Genomic DNA, 19,115 nt, shown 5'->3' with positions numbered 1-19,115 from the left:
CTTGCGCCCGAGTCACCCCAGCGAGACGCATTCACGCCTCGATGCGCAGCCAGGTGTCCCCCGTGCGGAGCCACAGGTAGCCGTCGCGGCCTTGGCCGCAGTACAGGACGACGCGTCCGGGCACGCGGAGCTTCCGGCGGCTGGTGACCGTCCAGGTGGTGCCGGCGGTGCCGGTGGCGCCTTCGAGCTCGGCGCGGATGAGTTCGACGGACCGCTGGTGGTGATTGCGGACGGTCATCACGGCGCGATGGCCGCGGACGGCGAACCCGTCCGGTTGAGGGACGGGACTGCGGTAGCTGGTCACTTCGCCGGTGGACGGGGTGATCCGGGTCAGGTACGTGCCGGCACCGTGGCCGCCGCCGGAGTACCACACCAGCCAGACCCGTTCGCCTTCTGTGGCGGCGGCACAACCGTCCAACGGGTAGGAGGGCAACCGCCCTTCGGGAGCCCAGATCGCCCGGCCCTCGGCATTCCAGCCCGCCATACCGGCCGCTGACTCCGGGTGGCCGCCGTAGATGCCTTCGTCTCCGTAGGTCGCCCAGATTCCTCCATGGCGGTCGGCGAGGAGAGTGGAGAGGTCGTCGCCGATGCAGAACTCGGCTTCTGGCGTCCCTGAGGGCGAGAACACCACGGCGTTGGGTGTCCAGGGGCCCTCGGTCGCCCCCTCCTCGGTCTTGCTCGTCGTGCTCGTCTTGCTCCTGAAGGTGCGGCCGGCTGCCATCAGGAATCGCGACTCCGGCAGCAGGACCAGGTGGCCGGGCCGGAGCGGGATGTTCTCCAACGGCGTGCGCCGCTCGCCCTGCGCGGTGACGGTGACCAGCTCGCCGCTGAACGGTGCCTCCGGCCTCCACCCGATCCACCCCTTGACGTAACGAGAGCGGCTCAGATGCCGCCGGTGAACCAACAGGACCGCCAGTTCACCGGCGGGCCCTACGCTCCACCACAGGGCCCGCCACCCTCGCACGGCATCGGCGGCGGGCAGCCGCCAGACTCTGCGTATGGCGGCGTCGGAACGGGCGGTCGCGGGCCGAAGATTCATAAGGAAGACGCCTCAGGGACTCCAGGAGCTCTCGCCGCCCGAAGAGCGCTACCTTACCGACCCGCGAGCCGCACCGCCGTCGCACGCCAAACGCCCCCGCCGCCCCCTGGACTCAGGCTTCGGCTGCGAAAGGCCGGACCACCGTGTCCGGGCCGGGCGACATGATGGTCTCGTGCCCGTCCTCGAAGCGCACCCGGTACGGCGGGCTGCCGTTCGTTCCCAGCACCTCGATGACCTCTGCTGTCCGGTCGTGCTGTCCGACGATGCGCCCGTGAATGAGCAGCCTGTCACCTACGCTGACCTGCATGATCATGCCTTTCTGAAGACCGGTTCCGGCCCGCATGGCATCCCCGTACCGGCACACCGATATGCAGGGTGTCACCGGATCGGACGTAGCGTCACTTTCCTTGAGCCTGAGTGATCACTGCGGAGGGAAGTGCGCGGTGGCGAGGACGCGGCCGTCGGTCGAGGTCAGGCGGGCGCCCGAGAGCGTGGAGGGGTTCACGGAGGCGGGGGCGCCCCAGTAGGCGTAGCCGTCGCGAACGTGGAAGGTACCGAGTCGGACGGTCGTGCCGTTGGTGCGCTCCAGTGTGCAGGTTGCCTTTCCGCTGTACCGGATGCCGGCGTCGGCGAGATCGACGGACATGAAGACCCAGCCGTGCGGTCCGGGATGGGCGTAGATCTCGCCGACCGATGGGCGATGATCCGCACCGGCTGCGATCAGATGTGCCCGCAGCATTCCCGTCCCCGCCTGGACGGGCGATGCGGGACCGGCCGCCACGTTTTCGATGGCCGTACCGACGGCCCAGCCGCCGAACCCGAAGCCCAGCGCGAGTGCGGCCGCGGCGGCCGCGACCCGCAGCCGTACGCCGTTGCGGAAGCCCGCGCGCCGAAGCCCGGCGGCCCGGGCGGTCTCGCGTCCGTCACGCGCTGCCTGGGCCTGGGTCAGCCGCCTCGCCACCCGGGTTTCGAAGCCGGCCGGCGGCTCGCTACCGGGCACGAGGGACAGCAGTCCGTCGCCGACGAGGGCGAGCTGCTCGATGTACTCGCGGCAGTCCGCGCAGCGGTCCAGGTGAGCGGCGGCCTCGGCCCGCTCCCGGCCCGACAGCACACCAAGGGCCAGCTCGGCACCGGTCTGGTGCAGCTGTTCGCAGGTCAGGTCGTTATTCATGGCCGCCTCGCTTCGGAGACGCGGGATGCGGATCGACGGGATGCGCAGACGCGGTATGCGGTTGCGTGGGTTGCTGGGCCGGGCGTGTGGAGTTCGCGGGTTCGGTCGGGTTCGTGGCTTTGGTGGGGTTCGCGGGTTGGGTGGAGTTCGCTGACCCGTTGGGATTCGTGGATTCGGTGGAGTTGGCGGACTCGTTGCGATTCGTGGACTCGTTGGGATTCGTGGACTCGTTGGAGTTCGTGGACTCGTTGGAGTTCGTGGGCCCGTTGGAATTAGTGCGCTCGGTGGTATGCGCGGATTCGGAATGTGTCGGGTGCGGGTGGGGGTGGGGGTCGGGATGGGGATGCGGCGGGGCGGGGTTGGGCGAGGTGAGGGTGGTCCGCAGTTTGCCCATTGCGGTCCTGATCCGCGTCTTGGCGGTCCCCAGCGGGATGTGCTCCCAGTCGGCGACCTGCTGGGCGGTCATTCCGTAGATGCCCGCCATCACCACGGCGCGGGCCTGTTCGCCCGGCAACTGCGCCACCGCGGCCCGCAAGGCCACCGATGCCTCGTCGGCAAGCGCCTGTTCCTCGGGGGTATCGGTCACCGCGCCGAGGAGGGCGTCGAGGTCCTCGGGGGCCACCGGCTCCGGCCGACGCGACCGGACGGCGTCGATGGCGAGGTTGTGGGCGATGGTCGTCAGCCAGGTCGTCACCGATCCGCGGCGTGAGTCGTAGACCTGGGCATGGCGCCACGCACGCTCGAAGGTCTGCTGGGCGATGTCCTCGGCGAGCTGCGCATCGCGGGTGACCGCGAGCGCGACGCCGAAGACCGTGTGCTGGAAACGCCGTACGAAGGTGACGGCAAGCTCTGGATCACCTGTGGCCAGGCCAGCCAGCAGCGCCTCGTCGGGGATCCGTCCGACCGGGAGCTGCAACCTCTGCATACCCTTGTGTACGGTCCGCCCCGGCCAGGGGATTGCCCGGCGGTTACGGAAGACCACGCATTCATTCTCCCTCTACCTGTGGCTATCTGTTGCTACCGAGCGTGCACGGGCGCGGTCGGCTGCGTGACGGAAGCGGGTGGGGTGCGCATTTTTGCCACGCCGCACCAGGCGACGAAGGCGGCGACGAAGGCCACTTCGGCGACCATGCACAGGACGCCGTACGGGGGTTCCCAACCTTCTTCCTGGTAGTTGGGCAGCCCTACGGTACGGGACAGTGCGAAGCCGAGAACCATGCCGCCGCTGACCACTGTGCCGAGCAGCCACGCCGGTACGGGGTTCCGCCGCGCAAGACCGGCCGCTGCGACGAGAAGTGCCACACTGCCGATGAGGAACATGATTCCCATGTAGGGAACCTCTTGAAGATGTTCGGGGACGAGGAGGAGATGGGCTACCGCGCTGAGGAGCGCGCAGACAGCCGCAACTCCCCTTAGCGAAGCCTCAATTGGGCGCGAAGACATCGGGGCCTCCTCCCTGAGCTCGCCAGGTCAGCTCTGTGGGGGTACTTGGTGTCTGGGGACTGGTGTCTGGTCTCTGTGGTCCGGGGACTGGTGTCCGGGGACTGTGTCCGGGGACTGGTCTATGGGGACTGGTCTATGGGGACTGGTCTATGGGGACTGGAGTCTGTGTCTGGTGTACGTAACGAGCGTGGTGAATGGTTCATGATCGCCGTCGATGCGTCGACCGGCGCTCCGTGCCGACCCTGCGGCAACAATCCGTCCAGCACTGAGAGGAGTTGGACGAGCGAGGGCCGGGCGCGCGGGTCGGGAGCCAGGCAGCTGTCGATGGCCGCTGTGAGGGCGTGCGGCAGACGCCGGCGCGTGCTGACGGACGGCGCTCGCCCGTCGAGCTGGGCATAACGATCGGTGTCTGTGTTGGTGTCTGTATATGTGTTGGCCTCGGCCTCGGTGTCGGCCGCGGCCTCGGTCTCGGCCTCCGTCTCGGTCTCGTCGAAGGGAACGTAGCCGGTGGCGGCCTCGTACAGCGTGCTGCCGAGTCCCCAGACGTCGGTCGCGGGGGTGAGCATTCCGCCGCGGGCCTGCTCGGGGGCGAGGTAGCAGAGGGTGCCGATGCCCGGTGGGGCGGGGCCGGGTGGGCGGGCGATGCTCAGGTCGAGGACCTTGGCCCGCCCGCAGCCGACCACGATGTTGGACGGCTTCAGGTCCAGGTGCAGCAGGCCCTTGCCGTGCAGGTAGTGCAGCGCCGAGCACAGGTGGAGGCCGAGGAGGGCGAGGTCGTGGGCGGCCAGGCGGCGGCGTCGGATATCGATGAGGTGGGCGAGGGTCTCGCCGGTGAGCGTCTCCAATACGACGTACGGTTCCGGAGTTTCGCCGGTTTCGTAGGCGCGGACCAGGTGCGGGTGGGTGAAGGTCTGGAGCCAGCGGCCCTCCTGCAGCAGTCGCTCGCGCAGCCGCTGCTCGCCTCGTCGGTCCGGGCGCAGCACCTTCACCACGCATCGGCACTCCCGCTCCTGGCTCCAGGCGTCGTAGAGGTCCAGCCAGCCGGTGCGGCAGAGGGGGGCGAGGACCTCGTAGCCGGGGGCCACGGCGGTTCCGGCCGCCAGCGGTGGCCTCGCGGGGATCGGCGTACGGCTCATGAGAGCACCTCGGCCATCGAGGCGCCGCCGGGCCCGTGCAGCCGGTAGAGCCGTGCGTACGCCGCGCTACGGCGGAGCAACTGGTCGTGGGTGCCGCGGTCGGTGATGCGGCCGCCCTCCAGGAAAACGATCTGGGTGGCGTCGCGGACCGTGAGCAGGTTGTGGGAGATGAGGATCGTGGTGCGTCCGCTCATCAGCAGGCGCAGCGGTCCGAGGATGCGCCGGCCTGATTCCGCGTCGAGGCCGGTGGTCGGCTCGTCGAGGATGAGGAGGGGGGCGTTACGGATCATGGCGCGGGCGATGGCGAGGCGCTGCCGTTGTCCGCCGGAGAGCAGCCGGCCGCGCTGGCCCACCACGGTGTCGTAGCCCTGGGGAAGTTGGCTGATGAAGCCGTGTGCGTCCGCGGCGTGGGCGGCCGCGACGATGTCGTCGTCGGTCGCGTCGGGGCGGCCGTAGGCGATGTTGTCGCGCACCGTGCCGTGGAAGACGAGGGTCTCCTGGAGCAGTACGGCGACGTTGTTCCGTAGGTCGTCCAGGCGCAGATCGCGGAGATCGTTCCCGTCGAGGTGGACGGTTCCGTGGTCCGGGTCGTAGAAGCGGAGCAGCAGTTTGGCGACGGTCGACTTCCCGGCGCCGCTCGCCCCCACCAGTGCCAGGGTCTCGCCGGGGGCCACGCCGAACGAGACCCCCGAGAGGGCCGGCCGGGCGGTCCCCGGGTAGCGGAAGGAGATGTCGTCGAACAGGACCTCGCCGCGGGCGTGCCCGAGCTCACGAGGGGCCGGGGCCTGGACGACCTGGGGCCGCTGGTCGAGCAGTTCGATGATCCGCTCTGCGGCGGCGGACGCCGAGTAGAAGGTGTTGCTGAGGCCGGAGATGCCGCGGATCGGACCGTAGAGCCTGCTCAGCAGGGTGAGGAACACCATCAGGCCGCCCAGGGTGAGGCGGCCCTGGGTCAGTTCCCAGGTGCCCAGGCCCATCACGAGCAGCGCGCCGGCCAGCTCGATGACGTCGATGACCGTGGCGTACACGGCGCCGATACGGGCCGACGCCATGGCGGCCCGGAACCGGCCGAGGTTCTCGCGCTCGAACCTGCCGTGCTCCCACCGCTGCCGGTTGTACGCCTGCACGAGGACGATGTTGCCGAGGGCCTCTTCGGTGACCGCGCTGACCGAGCCGCTGCGGCGCCGCCGCTCCCGCGAGGCGGCCTTCACCCGTCGGGAGAAGCGTCGGGCGGTCCACCAGAACAGGGGCGCGATGATCAGGGCGAGGACGGTCAGGTCCCAGCGGAGGTAGAACAGCAGGCCGAGGAAGATCCCGAGCCGCATCACCTGGGCGAACGCGTTCACGATCCCGGAGAGCAGGAACGTCTCGACCGCGTCGACGTCCCCGGTCACACGGGAGAGCACATCCCCGAGCCGTCGCCGCTCGAAGAATCCGAGCGAGAGTCCTTCGACATGACGGAACAGATCGGACCGCATTGCCAGCAGGAACCGTTCGCTGACCCAGGTGGAGGTCACGTCGTCGGCGAAGGCGAGGACGCCGGCGACGAACGTGAACGCGAGGTAGGCGAGGGCGATCGGCAGGAGGAGGTGGAGATTGCGCGGGATCAACATGTCGTCGATGACGATCTTGAACAGCCAGATCTCGGCCGCGTCGACGACGGGGCTCAGCACCACGAAGGCCAGGATCACCAGCAGCCAGCGTCGGCCGCCCCGGGTGTACGGCCAGAAGCGCCGGAATATGTCGCGCAGGGGTACGGGCGGGGCGGGCTCGACGATGCCGTCCGCGGTGCGGCCTCCGCCGTCGGGATCGTCGGCGACGGACAGCAACCGTCGCAGGGCCGACCGGAGTCGGGCCACAGCAGAAAGGCGCCCGGGGGGACGCGTTCCAGCCTCTCCCCTGCCTTCGCCTTGCGCGTCACCGGGGGACGAAGCGATCGGCCGCGGGCTGCTCATGTCGCCGCACGCCTTGTGCCTCACCGACTGGTGCGGCCGGGCGGGAAGCCCGGCCGCTGACAGTCACCAGGAGTGCTCAGTACCCCCCTCCATGATCGTCGTGGTGACCATGGTCGTTCCCGTGGCGCCGACGCCGGCGCCGACGGCGGTCGTGGTCATGTTCGCTCGTGTCCCTGCGCCTGCCCGTCGTCGAACGGTCACGACGGCTATGGCCCAGCGCGGGAGCCAGGTTTTCGAGGACTCCCATGCTCTTCCCTTCTTCGTGCCCCCCGCGAAAGCCCCCCTGGAACCACCCATCAACCACGTATACGAAAGAAAGTTGAAAAGGGATTTATTCGGCACACGAGCCAACCCGACTCAGGAATCGAGTACGGCGGCGACGGCCTCGATCTCCACGAGCTGGTCGTCGTAACCGAGCACGGTGACGCCCATCAACGTGCTGGGGACGTCATGGTCGCCGAACGCGTCCCGGACCACCTCCCATGCCGCCACCAGGTCCTGCTGCTGGTGGGAGGCGACCAGTACACGGGTGCTGATGACGTCGTGCAGCTCCGCGCCGGCGTCCGCCAGCGCGGTCCGGAGGTTCTCGACGGCCTTGGCCGCCTGCCCGGTGACGTCTCCGATCGCCGCGGTGGATCCGTCCTCGTTCAACGGGCAGGCCCCGGCGAGGAAGATCAACCGCGCTTCGGCGGGGGCCGTGGCCGCGTAGGCGTACTCGGCGACATCGGAGAGGGAGGCGGAACGAATCAATGTGACGGCACGAGGCACGGACATCCCTTTCGCGGTGTGTACAAGGCGCCCGCACCCTCTCAAAGATCCGCTCCGCGTTCGAGCGATTTTGCCGACCGCGGCGTCGGTCCCGGGCCCGCCCCTTGGCCCCGGGACCGCTCCTTGGTCTTGACCCGTTCCTCAGCCCCGGGCCCGCTCCTTGGCCCGGACCCGCACCTTGGGCCACACCCGGGTGGCGTGCCCGGTGAGGAGGCCCCTCAAGCGGTCGATGTCCTCCGGGTCCGCGGCGCCGCGTTTGGGGAGCACGACGAAGCCGACACCGTATTTGTCGGGCGTCATCAGGACGAACAACGCGTCGGTCTCCGCGTACCGGGTGAGCATCGGCCACCGGTAGGTCGTATCGGTGTCCCGCGAGGCCACCCGCACGCCGCTGCTGTCCACGACGGCCCGGAATTCGCCCTGCGGAGCGAGCATCCGATGGATCTGGCGGCCCTGGAGGGTGGGCACCAGCAGATACACCCCGACGATCAGGGCCAGCGCCGTGAGACACAGCACTATCAGCCGGGGATTGGGGCCCCTCGGGCTCATGAACGCCACCACGAGAGCCTGCAGCACCACGACGCCGCTCGCGATGATCACCCAGTTCTGCAGCCGCCCCGCGGGCGTGGCACGCTTCCGCACGCGGATGGCCGCCGCCGCGTCGGCGACCGTCGGTAGGTAGGCCAACTCCACTGCGCGCGTTTCCTGCACCCTTACCTACTCCCAGGTCGTACCGGTCTTTCCCTGCGTCGAGCCGAGAGCGTAACGGGAGCCACCGACAGTCGAGCGGGAGGGTCACCACCTGGAGGGGGTCACCACCTGGAGGGGGTTACCACCTGGAGGGGGGCACCGCCTGGAGACGGGGCAGGTCGCGGCGGCGGCGCCCCTCGTTCGTGACGGACGGGGTGTGCCGGGCGGCACCGTGATGCCGCTCCCTGCACACCCCGCCCTCGCAGCGGTGGCCGTGGTGGCCGTGGTGATCAGCCTTGTTCGGCGGCGGTCAGCGCAGATAGTCCTCGATCACATCCGCGCCGCGGGCGGCGCCGCCGCTCTCCCGGACGACCTTGCGCATCCGGTCGAGGTTGGCGCGTACCGTGGGGTCGGTGGCGACGCGGGTGACCGCGGCACGCAGCGACTCCGCCGTCACCGACGCGGCGTCCAGTCGCTCACCGAGCCCCAGTTCCTGCACCCGGCCGGCGTTGGCTGCCTGCTCGGGCATCTGTGGGACGGCTATCAGACCGACCCCGTAATACAGCGCCTCCATCGTGGAGTTCATGCCGGTGTGGGAAACGAAGGCATCCGCATGGCGGAGCACCGCCAGTTGGGGAAAGTGCGGTCGTACGTCGATGGTGGGCGGAATATCGCCGAGTTCGGCGAGGTCCACATTGCCCACGGTCATGGCCACTTGGTACGGGCCCTGCCCGAATGCCTCGATGCACGCGCGGTAGAACTCGGGCCGGTCGTTGAAAACCGTGCCCAGCGAGATGAACAGCACGGGGGCGTCGGGATCGGCGGGCGACCACGGCTCGTCCTGCTCACGGCTGCCCAGCGAAGGGCCGATGAAGTGGAAGCGTGCGTCGAAGGTGTCCCCCGCCGGCTGGAACTCCCTGGGTATGAATACCAGGTTGAGCTTTTCGGTCACGTCCATGAGGTGTGCCGGGTCGAGCTCAACACCGTGTTCGGCGGAGAATTCCGCGCACTCAGGCCCGAGAGCGGCGGTGAAGGGGTTGGTGTTCGTGGGGATGTCGTCGTCGACGCTTTCGCCGCCGCGCTGGCTTTCCATGAAGTTGGCGAAGAGCGAGAACGACTCGTTGGAGGCAAAGTTGGGAATGAGACGTACGGCGGGAATGCCCAGCTTCTCGGCGACGACGCGGGCCGACCAGTTCATTGCGTCGTAGCAGATCGCGTCCGGCAGTTCGGTGACGCAGTGCTCCTGCAGCACGGGGTACGCCGAGCTCATTGCCGTGAACAGATGGCGCATGAAGGTGGCGATCTCGGCGGGGCCGAACTCGCGTGGCGGCGTCATCATTTCCCACGACGGCAGCTCCACCCAGCGCGCGCCCGCCCGGATGACCGCTTCGGAATGTTCCGTGCTGGTGGCGTAGTCCACTCGGTGTCCCCGCCGTACGAGTTCCTCGACCAGCGGGAGGGTCGGGTTGACATGCCCGTGCCCGGCAAGGGTCACGAATAACAGGTGTTTCGGCATATCGCACACTCTACCGAGGCGGTATTTTCCCCCTGCGCTCGGGCGGATGGTCGGGCGGCCCACCGGTCGGGCGGGCAGCGGGTCAAGTGGGCGTGCAGCGCCCGTAGTTGGCCAAGCGTTCCGGCCGCCACGTCATGCGCGGCTTGGGCGCGCTCTCGGCCACATGAGACGCTCAGCCGATGCAGAACGACGCCCATGAGCCGGAATCCCCCCGCACCGCGGAAGGCGGCGAACCGATCGGCCCCGAGGGCCTCACCGTTGGCCGGGCGGCCTCGCTGGTCGGAGTCAGTGTGAAGACGCTGCACCACTGGGACGCGATCGGTCTGGTGCGTCCGAGCGACCGCACCTGGGCCGGCTACCGGGTCTATTCGGGCGACGATGTCGCCCGAATCCACCGGGTCCTCGTCTACCGGGAACTCGGGCTTCCGCTCGCCGAGATCGGACGGATCCTGGAGGACCCGGATACCCGAGCGCGCGACCATCTGCGTCGGCAGCGGTCAGAACTCGTGGAGCGCATTTCCCGATTGCAGAGGATGGTTGACGCCGTCGATCGCATGCTGGAGGCCTCCAGGACGGGGATGCGATTGACTCCCGAGCAGCAGGTCGACATCTTCGGTGCCGACTGGCAGCCCGCCTGGGTGGAGGAGGCCGAGGAACGCTGGGGCGAGAGCGCGGAGTGGGCGCAATATGCCGAGCGGGCCGCCGAGATGACACCGGAGGACTGGAAAGGGATCGCGGTCACGACCGAGGCTCTGCACGCCGACCTCGCACGTGCGTACGGTGCCGGCGTCGCCCCCGGTTCCGAAGCGGCGAATGCCCTCGCGGAGCGACACCGCGCGCTGATCTCCACGTACTTCGACTGCACTCACGCGATGCAGGCGTGCATCGGGCGGCTGTACGTCCGCGAACCCGGCTATGCCGAGTACTACGACGCGATCGCCCCGGGCCTGACCGTCTGGCTGCGCGACATCATCTTCGCCAATGCCGGAACCCACGGCGTCGACCCGGAATCCGCGACCTGGGAGTAAGGGGGCGCACCTCGTCCCGGCGGGAGCGGTTGCCTGCCGGGAGGGACGGTTGTCTGCCGGGAGGGGCGGCTTTCTGCGGCCTCATTCCCTGGCCCGTCCGTCCAGGAATGCGATCAGGCTCGTTTCGCTTCGTTCGAGACGTTCGCGTTCGTCTCGGGGCAGCGAGGCCAGGGCGTCGACGAGGGCCCGCTTCCGGGGGACATGGACCATGGAGCCGATGTAGACGCGACAGACGGAGCACCAGGCGAGTCCGATACATCGCTCGAACATGGCAGAGTCCGGTGGATGGGCGCGGTACCGGTACGAGCGGACCGGCTCCCCGCAGGCGGCGCAGATCCGCCGCTGGTCCCCGTCAGGAAGCGTGGCAGGGACCGTCTCCCAGCGTCCGACCTTGAGCCAGCGCCGCCGCTCGTCCCGTGCTCTTCATGTCGCCACAGGGAGAGCATGCACCACACAGGGCGCACATGCCACAGTGGGGGTATGTGCGGTCGATACGTTGCCACGCGCAGTCCGCAGGATCTGACCGGGCTGTTCCACGTCACCCGGTGGAACCCGGAGCAGCTGCTGACCCCGAGCTGGAACGTCGCGCCCACGGATGACGTCTGGGCGGTGCTGGAGCGTCCTGATCGCGGGACGGGCGAGGTGGAACGGCAGCTGCGGGCGCTGCGGTGGGGGCTGGTGCCGTCCTGGGCGAAGAGCGTCGACGTCGGCGCCAAGATGATCAATGCGCGGATGGAGACGGTGCACGAGAAGCCGGCCTACCGCCGCGCCTTCGCCAAGCGCCGTTGTCTGCTGCCGGCGGACGGCTTCTACGAGTGGCAGGCGGTCCCCACGGAAGGCAGGGCCAAGCCCCGTAAGCAGCCGTACTTCATCAGCCCCGAGGACGGTCAGCTGATGGCGATGGCGGGGCTGTACGAATTCTGGCGCGACCCGGACGTGGCCGACGACGATCCGGCGGCCTGGTGGACGACCTGCACCATCATCACCACCGAAGCCACCGATGCGGCCGGCCGGGTCCACCCGCGCATGCCGCTGGCCATCGCCCCGGCCCACTACGACGCCTGGCTCGACCCCACCCACCAGGACCCCGAAGAGCTGCGCGCCCTCCTGAGCACCCCCGCCGGCGGACGCCTCACTGCCCGTGCCGTCTCCCCCGCGGTCAACGACGTGCGCAACAACGGCCCGCACCTCCTGGACGACGCCCCGGCCGGCGGCCCGGGTGCCTGACGGCCGGCCCCTGCGGCAGGCCACCCCGCGTAACCCACCGCAGGAAAAGCCCGGATCGGGCAGGACGGACCTGGGCGAGCGGTTGTGGTCCCCGATGGCATCACCTCTCAGTGGCGGCTGTTGAGGAACCCTATGGCGACCGCTCCCCACCAGCACATTTGAGACACCGCCGCGGTGGCGGCGCCCCACCAAAGGGTCCGTGGCCGCAGCGCCGGTGCCGCGGCCTGCGCGGTTGCCGCAGGGCGGGCCAGGCGCCGGGCCAGGACGCGGGCCTGCAGGCCGTTGAGGGTCAGGACGAGTACGAGGGCCAGCTTGGTACGGGTGAGGGCGGAGCCGAGCTCGGGGTGGAGCAGGGCACCGCTGCCGACGAGGCCCGCCAGCCCCGTCCAGACCGGCGTGTGGAGCCGGTCGGCCGTGGTGAGGGCCTCGGCGAGGGTGCATCTGCCGGTCAGCCACAGCAGCCCGTAGTAGTCGACCACCAAGACCGCACCGAACCCGAGCGCCATGGAAGCCAGGTGGACGAAGAGGGCCACCGTGTGCAGAGCGGGGTCGGGGTGTAGGTGGGCGGAGGCCCACAGGCAGAAGGTGAGGGTGAGGACGGCCAGCAGCCCCGCGACGCCCACGGCCCACCACGAGTCGTGCAGCCGCAGCCGTGGGGGTTGATCTGCGGCGGTGGTGGTTGCGGACAGGGATTGCACGTCGAGCTCCAGGCGGGAATGGCCGATATCGGAGGTAAGGCTTACCTAAGAACTTGGGGTTTGGTCAATAATGGAGGGCGAGATGCCTAATATGGGCGCATTTCGCCGACTTAAAGCCCCCATACCCCACATATCCATCCCCTCGTTCGCTACGCGCAATCTCCGAAACGGTCGCTGTCAGTGGTCGCCCCTACAGTGTCCGCATGGTGCCTGAGACACAGCCTGAGACACAGCCTGGGACACAGCCTGAGAGCTCCCCGCAGCAGCTGCTTCAGCAGTGGATCGGCGATCTGCCGTATCAGCTACTGCTGTTGGAGAAGGTGCTTCTGGGCAGGAGCACTCCTTTCGACTACTCCCCCGAGTCGCTGGAGACTCTGGAGGCCCGCCTGCTGGAGCACCACGACTCCGTTCAAGAGCCCGAGAAGCGGGCGGAGTTCGTGGAGAGTGCGATGGCCTATCTCGGCGAGGTCCTGCTGGGTATAGCGGGCGGTGGTTGGGGCTGGAACACCCGGCCGGTCGACGACCGTCCGGGACAGCCGGTCGTGTGGCCGGATCCGGATCTCGAACTCTCGCCCATCGCACCACGGTTGCTCATCGCGCACGCCCTCCGGGTCCGTACCGGCACCGCGTTCGCCCATGAGGTGGAGCGGCTGAGGGAAGCGGTGTCCGCGCTGCAGGACGAGGTCCCGGGGTGGAAGCCGGTCAAACAGCACACGCCGCGTGTCGACCCCACGGTGCCGATGCCGGAGGATCCCGTGCTGACGGCCTGGCTGGCGGAGCGGAGGAAGTCGCTCTCCGCCTGGGCCAAGGACGCGTTCAACGGGGCATGGCGGTGGCATTTCCACCCGGACACACTGGACTGGTTGGAAACCGTCGTACGGCAACGCTTCGCCACGGTGGAGGAGTTCGACGCGGCCCAGGAGGACCCGTTCGTGCAGGGCGCCTGTTGGTACTTGGGTGAGGTGATCCGGCGCGTCAAGGGGGCAGTGTGGCAGTACATACCGTTCGATCCGGACGCCGAGCCCGGGGCCCCGGGGTCGCGGGAGAGCCCGTGGACCGAGGTGCCGTTCGTGGACCAGCCGGACAAGCGGGTCGGCGGCGCGGCGATTCCGCTGGGGTGCCTGCGTGAGCTGTTCCTTACGGAGGAGAGCCTCCGGGACGTCCTGATCTGGTTCAGGGCTTCGTCGTACGCGCAGGTGGGAGCGCTGTTGGCGCGGATGGGCATGGTGTCGCAGGAGAAGGTCGACAGCGTCCTCGACGAATACGCCGACTTTGCGCACAACGAGCTGCCACCCCATGAAGTGGCAAGCGCCCTCAAAGAGTTCGGTGTGGCGGTATCGGCCCACGGGGACGATGTCGACGACCTCGAGGAGAGCTACGCGGGCATCCTGGCAGAGGCCGAGGCGCTCACCGACGGCGCGGTGACCATCACCGACGTCCAGCTGCGTACGGACGAGAAGCTCGGCGAGGTCCTGGAGTTCAAGCGCAACGGCGTCGTGGTGATCCAACAGACCGAGCACGAGTCGGATGACTACCTGGACCACATGGCGATCATGGAGTTCATCGGGCACGTCGATCCCGACCCCGACGACGACCCCCGCCGGTTCCACCTGGTTCAGTTCGTACGCCGCAGGGAGAGCAACTACGACAGCTACTTCCTGTTTGCCACGCCCGACCAGGCGACGGCGCTGGAGAAGCAACTCGGCCTGGAAATGCGCTGAACGAGTCTTCGTCTGTGAGTCCGGTGGTTCGTTCGGTGGATTTGGTGGATTTGGTGGATTTGGTGGATCAGCGTTGTCCGGCCGGGCGGATGACGAGTTCGTTGAGGTCCACGCCGGGTGGTTGGGCGATGGCGTAGGAGAGGGCGTCGGCGATGCTGGTCGGTGGGATGGAGTTCGCGCGGTAGGTGCGCATCGCCTCCCGGGCGGCCTGGTCGGTGATCGAGTCGGCCAGTTCGGACTCCACGACGCCTGGGGAGACCGTGGTGACGCGGATGCTCGGGTCGAGTTCCAGGCGGAGGCCCTCGGTGAGGGCCCAGGCGGCGTACTTGGTGGCGCAGTAGACCGCACCCGTGGGCACGACCTGGTGGGCGCCGATCGAGGCCACGGTGATGAAGTGGCCGCCACCCTGGCGCTGGAAGTGGGGCAGGGTCGCGGCGATCCCGTGGAGGAGGCCGCGGACGTTCACGTCGATCATGCGGTCCCAGTCGTCGGTCTGAAGGGCGTCCAGGCGCGAGAGGGGCATGATTCCGGCGTTGTTGATGAGGACGTCGATGCGGCCGTGCCGTTCGACGGCCGCGTTCACGAAGGCGGTGACGTCCGCGCGGTCGGTCACGTCGAGGCGGTGCACATCCGCCTTGCCGCCCGCGGCCTCGATCCCCTGCGCGACCTCGTGCAGTCGGTCCTCGCGGCGGGCGCCGAGGACCACCTGGTGACCCTCGCGGGCCAGGCGTTGTGCGGTGGCGCGACCGATACCGCTGCTCGCGCCGGTGATGAGGATGACTTTGGCGGGGGTGGGCACGGCGGGGGCGGGAACGGCGGCGGCGCCCGGCGCGGGCGTGGTGGTAACTGCGGTTTCCTGAACGGGCATGGGTTCTCCTGAGCGGGATGGTGGGGCGGCGCGCGGGCCTGGCGGCACGGCGGCAGGACGGCAGGACGGCATGGCGCATCGGCGGCAAGCAGCAAGGGCCGATGCGCGGATCGAAACGGGATCAGGGCCGGCGCGGGTCCGTGTCGGCGGCGGGATCAGGTGCGGGGTCGGCGGCGGGATCGGCGGACTCGGCGGCCGGGCCGGCCCCGGCGTCGGTGTCGGCGTCGGCGTCGGCCTCGGCGGGGGCGTGGGGAGCGGCGGTGAGGCTGCCCAGCAGGGAGAGTGCTTCCTCGGAGCGGCTGGCCGGGGCGGCCTGGTAGACGACGAGCTGCTGGCCGTGGGCGCTGTTCACGGTCAACGACTCGTAGTGCAGGGTCAGTTCACCGACCAGTGGATGGTGGAAGCGTTTGGTCTCGTGGGTCTTCCGGCGGATGTCGTGGCGGGCCCAGAGGCGGCGGAACGTCTCGTTCCTGAGCGACAGTTCGCCCACCACCTCGATGAGGCGGGGGTCGTCGTATGCGGTGTCGTCGTATGCGGTGTCGACGGCCGCGCGCAGGCCGGCGACGGTGTTGACCGCCACCCGCTCCCAGTCGGGGTAGAAGTCGCGGGCGTCCGGGTCGAGGAACACGAGCCGGACCAGGTCGCCGCTGTAGGTGTGGCCGTCGAACAGCGCCTCGCCCAGGGGATTGGCGGCCAGCACGGTCAGGCAGTGGTCCAGGACCACGGCGGGGGTGTGCGGCCAGGCGGCCATCATGCGCAGCAGGTGGGGGCTGACCTGCCCGCGCCGGGCGGGCCGACGGCGTCGGACGGCGGACGGGCGGGCGAGCCGGTGCAGGTGCGCGGTCGCGTCGTCCTCCAGCTCCAGGGCGCGGGCCAGTGCGTCGACCACCTGGGTCGAGGGGTGGCACTCGCGGCCCTGTTCCAGCCGTACGTAGTAGTCGGTGCTCACGCCGGCGAGCCGCGCCACCTCCTCGCGCCGCAGCCCGACCACGCGGCGGCGGGCGCCGGCCGGTAGGCCCAGGTCCTCGGGTCGGAGGAGCTCGCGGCGGGCCCGTAGGAAGCGCCCGAGGAGGTTCTCCGTGTCGATCTCCGTGTGGATCTCCATGGCATCGAGGCTAGGGCCGGAAGCGGGGTGCGCACGACCCCGGAAGGTGGGCGTAACACTCCTACCTTCCGCTCCTCTTGGCGCCCCTCACACCTCGCCGTGCCCCAACAGCGCGCGCAACACGGCTTCCGCGTGTGTCCAGAGGAGCAGCCCGCCGGCGTGCCGGACGATGTGGCGGTGGGCCAGGGGCAGGTCGCGGACGAGGGGCTCGCTCAGGTGGTGTGAGTGGAACACGCTGGCGTCGTCCTCGCCGTACCAGAGGTCGACCGGGACGGTGATGTCGGTGAGCGTGAACGGCCAGCGGTCCATGGTCAGTACGGTGTCGCGGGCGAAGCCGCCGGGGCCCTGGGCGAAGCCTTCCTCGATCGCCCGGCGGAAGGCGTGGGCGAAGGCCGGGTGGCGGAAGACCGCGCGGTCGGCGGGGGCGCAGCCGGCCGTCACCATGTCCCACATCGCAGCGGCGCTCCCGGAGGCGGCGACCGTCGCTTCGGCGCCTTCAGGGTCGTGGGCCACGGCCGTCACGAGGGCCCGTACGTCCGGCGCGAGGGCGTCGGCCAGTTCGGGTGCGGACGGTTCGGCGCTGCCCGAGACGGCCGATACCGCGGTCGCCAGGCCGTGGGCCGCGCAGGCCAGCGCGAAGGGGACGCCCTGGGAGTAGCCGACCAGGTGGGGGCGGCGGATGCCGCGGGCCGCGAGGAGGGCGGCCACATCGTCGGCCCAGTCGGTCAGGGTCCGGCCGGGCGCGGGGTCGGAGGCGCCGAGGCCGGGGCGGTCCACGGAAAGCAGGCGGACGCCCAGGTCGTCGAGCAGATGCGTGCCGAACCCGAGGGTCCGGCCGGTGGCACCCCCGGGGCACAGCAGCACCGGCCGGCCCTCCGGCGGCCCCCATTCCGCCCAGGCCAGCCGGCGGCCGTCGGGCAGCGCGGTGCGGCCGAGCCGGGCGGGGGCGTCGATTCCCAGTGGGAGCCCTTCGTGTGCGGCGGGGGTCATGCGAGGGCCACGAGGTCGGCGTACTCGTCGCCCCACAGGTCCTCGACGCCGTCCGGGAGGAGGATGATCCGCTCCGGTTGGAGGGCGTCGACGGCGCCCTCGTCGTGCGTCACCAGGACGACCGCGCCGGTGTAGGTGCGCAGGGCGCCGAGGATCTCCTCGCGGCTGGCCGGGTCGAGGTTGTTGGTGGGTTCGTCGAGCAGCAGGACGTTGGCGGAGGAGACGACCAGGGTGGCGAGGGCGAGCCGGGTCTTCTCGCCGCCGGACAGCACCCGGGCGGGTTTGTCCACGTCATCGCCGGAGAACAGGAACGAGCCGAGCACCTTGCGGATCTCGGCCAGGTCCATGCCGGGCGCGGCGGTGCGCATGTTCTCCAGTACGGTGCGGTCGCCGTCGAGGGTCTCGTGTTCCTGGGCGTAGTAGCCGCACTTGAGGCCGTGTCCGGGGATCACCTTGCCGGTGTCGGGGGTGTCGACGCCGGCGAGGAGGCGCAGCAGGGTGGTCTTGCCGGCGCCGTTGAGGCCCAGGATGACGACCCGGGAGCCCTTGTCGATGGCGAGGTTGACATCGGTGAAGATCTCCAGGGAGCCGTAGGACTTGGAGAGGCCCTCGGCGGTGAGCGGGGTCCGGCCGCACGGTGCGGGCTCGGGGAAGCGGAGTTTGGCCACCTTGTCGGCGTGCCGCTCGGGCTCCAGGTCCTGCAGGAGCTTCTCGGCGCGGCGGGCCATGTTCTGTGCGGCGACCGCCTTGGTGCCGGCGCGCAGCCGGTTGGCCTGGTAGCTGAGGGCCGAGGCCTTCTTCTCGGCGTTGGCGCGCTCGCGCTTGCGGCGGCGTTCGTCGGCGGCCCGCTGGGCCTGGTACTGCTTCCAGCCCATGTTGTAGACGTCGATGGTGGTGCGGTTGGCGTCCAGGTGGAAGACCTTGTTGACGACGGTCTCGACGAGGTCGATGTCGTGCGAGATGACGACGAACCCGCCCTGGTAGGTCTTGAGGAAGTCGCGCAGCCAGAGGATGGAGTCGGCGTCGAGGTGGTTGGTGGGCTCGTCCAGCAGCAGGATGTCGGCGTCGGAGAAGAGGATCCGGGCGAGTTCGACGCGGCGGCGCTGGCCGCCGGAGAGGGTGTGCAGGGGCTGTTCGAGGACGCGGTCGGGCAGGCCGAGGCTGGCGGCGATGGTGGCGGCCTCCGCCTCGGTCGCGTATCCGCCCTTGGCCAGGAACTCGGTCTCCAGCCGCTCGTACCTCTTCAGCGCCTTCTCCCGGGTGGCGCCCCGGCCGGTGGCGATCCGCTCCTGGCACTCGCGGATCGACCGGAGCACGGTGTCCAGGCCGCGGGCGGAGAGCACCCGGTCGAGCGCCAGGACGTCGAGGTCGCCGGTGCGCGGGTCCTGCGGCAGGTAGCCGATGTCGCCGGTGCGGGTGACGGTGCCGTCGGCGGGCAGGCCCTCCCCCGCGAGGACCTTGGTGAGGGTGGTCTTGCCTGCGCCGTTGCGGCCGACCAGGCCGATGCGGTCGCCGCGGGCAACGCGGAAGGACGCCGACTCGATGAGGACGCGAGCGCCGGCGCGCAGTTCGAGACCGGTGGCGGTGATCATGAGAAGTGGGGCTCCAGGGCCGTAGTTCGGGTGGTGCGAGGGGTGGGCGTGCGGCGGGGGGGGGGGGGGGTGGGGGCGCCCGCCCCCGCCCCCCGGGGCGGGGGGGGGGGAGGGGGCGGGGGGGACGGGTCCCCCGGGCCGAGGGGGGGTAACGACACACGGGGGGTG

18 protein-coding genes and 1 pseudogene are annotated in these 19,115 nt (G+C 69.9%); 3 read left to right on the top strand and 16 right to left on the bottom strand.

Annotated elements, in window-relative coordinates:
• Positions 1–31: 31 nt before the first annotated feature.
• The 10 genes and pseudogenes from ACFV1J_RS04670 to ACFV1J_RS04625 all read right to left on the bottom strand — a co-directional run bounded on the left by ACFV1J_RS04670 (position 32) and on the right by ACFV1J_RS04625 (position 9,718).
• Entirely contained in the window at positions 32–1,039 is a 1,008-nt protein-coding gene (locus ACFV1J_RS04670) for a hypothetical protein (RefSeq protein WP_385855755.1), read from the bottom strand.
• 112 nt (positions 1,040–1,151) lie between these two features.
• The gene (locus ACFV1J_RS04665; RefSeq protein WP_385855996.1) at positions 1,152–1,346 is read right to left on the bottom strand and encodes a DUF1918 domain-containing protein; all 195 of its coding nucleotides are present in this window, start codon (positions 1,344–1,346) and stop codon (positions 1,152–1,154) included.
• Between the two features lie 114 nt (positions 1,347–1,460).
• Positions 1,461–2,210: an anti-sigma factor family protein gene (locus ACFV1J_RS04660; protein ID WP_385855754.1), complete on the bottom strand. Its 750-nt coding sequence runs from the start codon at positions 2,208–2,210 to the stop codon at positions 1,461–1,463.
• Positions 2,211–2,571: 361 nt separating this feature from the next.
• Positions 2,572–3,135: pseudogene (locus ACFV1J_RS04655) on the bottom strand (RNA polymerase sigma factor); the annotation flags it as partial.
• Between the two features lie 92 nt (positions 3,136–3,227).
• Complete coding sequence (locus tag ACFV1J_RS04650) at positions 3,228–3,539, bottom strand: hypothetical protein (RefSeq protein WP_385855753.1); 312 nt, start codon at positions 3,537–3,539, stop codon at positions 3,228–3,230.
• A 233-nt stretch (positions 3,540–3,772) separates the two neighbouring features.
• Complete coding sequence (locus ACFV1J_RS04645) at positions 3,773–4,789, bottom strand: serine/threonine-protein kinase (protein WP_385855752.1); 1,017 nt, start codon at positions 4,787–4,789, stop codon at positions 3,773–3,775.
• Positions 4,786–6,648: an ABC transporter ATP-binding protein gene (locus tag ACFV1J_RS04640; RefSeq protein WP_385855751.1), complete on the bottom strand. Its 1,863-nt coding sequence runs from the start codon at positions 6,646–6,648 to the stop codon at positions 4,786–4,788. The genes ACFV1J_RS04645 and ACFV1J_RS04640 overlap by 4 nt, the downstream gene beginning before the upstream one ends.
• A 453-nt stretch (positions 6,649–7,101) precedes the next feature.
• Positions 7,102–7,512: a RidA family protein gene (locus tag ACFV1J_RS04635; RefSeq protein ID WP_385855750.1), complete on the bottom strand. Its 411-nt coding sequence runs from the start codon at positions 7,510–7,512 to the stop codon at positions 7,102–7,104.
• Positions 7,513–7,653: 141 nt separating this feature from the next.
• Positions 7,654–8,205 carry a YcxB family protein gene (locus ACFV1J_RS04630; RefSeq protein ID WP_385855749.1) on the bottom strand — a complete coding sequence of 184 codons (552 nt, stop codon included), beginning with the start codon at positions 8,203–8,205 and terminating at the stop codon, positions 7,654–7,656.
• A gap of 307 nt (positions 8,206–8,512) precedes the next feature.
• Complete coding sequence (locus tag ACFV1J_RS04625) at positions 8,513–9,718, bottom strand: macrolide family glycosyltransferase (RefSeq protein WP_385855748.1); 1,206 nt, start codon at positions 9,716–9,718, stop codon at positions 8,513–8,515.
• Between the two features lie 179 nt (positions 9,719–9,897).
• Between ACFV1J_RS04625 and ACFV1J_RS04620 the strand changes: the two genes are divergently transcribed.
• Positions 9,898–10,746 carry a MerR family transcriptional regulator gene (locus tag ACFV1J_RS04620; protein WP_385855747.1) on the top strand — a complete coding sequence of 283 codons (849 nt, stop codon included), beginning with the start codon at positions 9,898–9,900 and terminating at the stop codon, positions 10,744–10,746.
• 81 nt (positions 10,747–10,827) lie between these two features.
• Here ACFV1J_RS04620 and ACFV1J_RS04615 read toward each other — a convergent pair whose 3' ends face one another.
• Positions 10,828–11,016: a hypothetical protein gene (locus ACFV1J_RS04615; protein WP_385855746.1), complete on the bottom strand. Its 189-nt coding sequence runs from the start codon at positions 11,014–11,016 to the stop codon at positions 10,828–10,830.
• A 210-nt stretch (positions 11,017–11,226) separates the two neighbouring features.
• Between ACFV1J_RS04615 and ACFV1J_RS04610 the strand changes: the two genes are divergently transcribed.
• Complete coding sequence (locus tag ACFV1J_RS04610; protein ID WP_385855745.1) at positions 11,227–11,973, top strand: SOS response-associated peptidase; 747 nt, start codon at positions 11,227–11,229, stop codon at positions 11,971–11,973.
• Between the two features lie 107 nt (positions 11,974–12,080).
• On the opposite strand, the gene ACFV1J_RS04605 is transcribed toward ACFV1J_RS04610, so the two are convergent.
• Positions 12,081–12,671: a hypothetical protein gene (locus tag ACFV1J_RS04605; protein ID WP_385855744.1), complete on the bottom strand. Its 591-nt coding sequence runs from the start codon at positions 12,669–12,671 to the stop codon at positions 12,081–12,083.
• Between the two features lie 203 nt (positions 12,672–12,874).
• Here ACFV1J_RS04605 and ACFV1J_RS04600 point away from each other — a divergent pair, with 203 nt between their 5' ends.
• Positions 12,875–14,392, top strand: a complete 1,518-nt coding sequence (locus tag ACFV1J_RS04600) for a hypothetical protein (RefSeq protein WP_385855743.1) — start codon at positions 12,875–12,877, stop codon at positions 14,390–14,392.
• A gap of 67 nt (positions 14,393–14,459) precedes the next feature.
• Here the strand turns inward: ACFV1J_RS04600 and ACFV1J_RS04595 are convergent, their stop codons facing one another.
• From ACFV1J_RS04595 to ACFV1J_RS04580, 4 genes are all read right to left on the bottom strand, one after another.
• Complete coding sequence (locus ACFV1J_RS04595) at positions 14,460–15,260, bottom strand: SDR family oxidoreductase (protein WP_385855742.1); 801 nt, start codon at positions 15,258–15,260, stop codon at positions 14,460–14,462.
• 121 nt (positions 15,261–15,381) lie between these two features.
• Entirely contained in the window at positions 15,382–16,365 is a 984-nt protein-coding gene (locus tag ACFV1J_RS04590; protein ID WP_385855741.1) for a helix-turn-helix transcriptional regulator, read from the bottom strand.
• 87 nt (positions 16,366–16,452) lie between these two features.
• On the bottom strand, positions 16,453–17,355 hold the full coding sequence (locus ACFV1J_RS04585) for an alpha/beta fold hydrolase (protein WP_385855740.1): 903 nt from the start codon (positions 17,353–17,355) through the stop codon (positions 16,453–16,455).
• The gene (locus ACFV1J_RS04580; protein ID WP_385855739.1) at positions 17,352–18,947 is read right to left on the bottom strand and encodes an ABC-F family ATP-binding cassette domain-containing protein; all 1,596 of its coding nucleotides are present in this window, start codon (positions 18,945–18,947) and stop codon (positions 17,352–17,354) included. Before ACFV1J_RS04580 ends, ACFV1J_RS04585 begins: the two co-directional genes overlap by 4 nt.
• Positions 18,948–19,115: the final 168 nt, after the last annotated feature.

Origin of the sequence: Streptomyces sp. NPDC059649, from assembly GCF_042734445.1 — a bacterium.
Lineage (GTDB): Bacteria > Actinomycetota > Actinomycetes > Streptomycetales > Streptomycetaceae > Streptomyces.
The sequence above is the reverse complement of the archived record's forward strand: the minus strand, read 5'-3'. Positions and strand labels throughout refer to the sequence as shown.

What these genes read in the sequence shown, in the direction of transcription:
- ACFV1J_RS04625 (WP_385855748.1), bottom strand. Translation starts at nt 9,718, where the DNA reads ATGCCGAAACACCTGTTATTCGTGACCCTTGCCGGGCACGGGCATGTC.
- ACFV1J_RS04590 (WP_385855741.1), bottom strand. Translation starts at nt 16,365, where the DNA reads ATGGAGATCCACACGGAGATCGACACGGAGAACCTCCTCGGGCGCTTC.
- ACFV1J_RS04585 (WP_385855740.1), bottom strand. Translation starts at nt 17,355, where the DNA reads ATGACCCCCGCCGCACACGAAGGGCTCCCACTGGGAATCGACGCCCCC.
- ACFV1J_RS04665 (WP_385855996.1), bottom strand. Translation starts at nt 1,346, where the DNA reads ATGCAGGTCAGCGTAGGTGACAGGCTGCTCATTCACGGGCGCATCGTC.
- ACFV1J_RS04610 (WP_385855745.1), top strand. Translation starts at nt 11,227, where the DNA reads ATGTGCGGTCGATACGTTGCCACGCGCAGTCCGCAGGATCTGACCGGG.
- ACFV1J_RS04645 (WP_385855752.1), bottom strand. Translation starts at nt 4,789, where the DNA reads ATGAGCCGTACGCCGATCCCCGCGAGGCCACCGCTGGCGGCCGGAACC.
- ACFV1J_RS04595 (WP_385855742.1), bottom strand. Translation starts at nt 15,260, where the DNA reads ATGCCCGTTCAGGAAACCGCAGTTACCACCACGCCCGCGCCGGGCGCC.
- ACFV1J_RS04580 (WP_385855739.1), bottom strand. Translation starts at nt 18,947, where the DNA reads ATGATCACCGCCACCGGTCTCGAACTGCGCGCCGGCGCTCGCGTCCTC.
- ACFV1J_RS04615 (WP_385855746.1), bottom strand. Translation starts at nt 11,016, where the DNA reads ATGTTCGAGCGATGTATCGGACTCGCCTGGTGCTCCGTCTGTCGCGTC.
- ACFV1J_RS04650 (WP_385855753.1), bottom strand. Translation starts at nt 3,539, where the DNA reads ATGGGAATCATGTTCCTCATCGGCAGTGTGGCACTTCTCGTCGCAGCG.
- ACFV1J_RS04620 (WP_385855747.1), top strand. Translation starts at nt 9,898, where the DNA reads ATGCAGAACGACGCCCATGAGCCGGAATCCCCCCGCACCGCGGAAGGC.
- ACFV1J_RS04600 (WP_385855743.1), top strand. Translation starts at nt 12,875, where the DNA reads ATGGTGCCTGAGACACAGCCTGAGACACAGCCTGGGACACAGCCTGAG.
- ACFV1J_RS04660 (WP_385855754.1), bottom strand. Translation starts at nt 2,210, where the DNA reads ATGAATAACGACCTGACCTGCGAACAGCTGCACCAGACCGGTGCCGAG.
- ACFV1J_RS04670 (WP_385855755.1), bottom strand. Translation starts at nt 1,039, where the DNA reads ATGAATCTTCGGCCCGCGACCGCCCGTTCCGACGCCGCCATACGCAGA.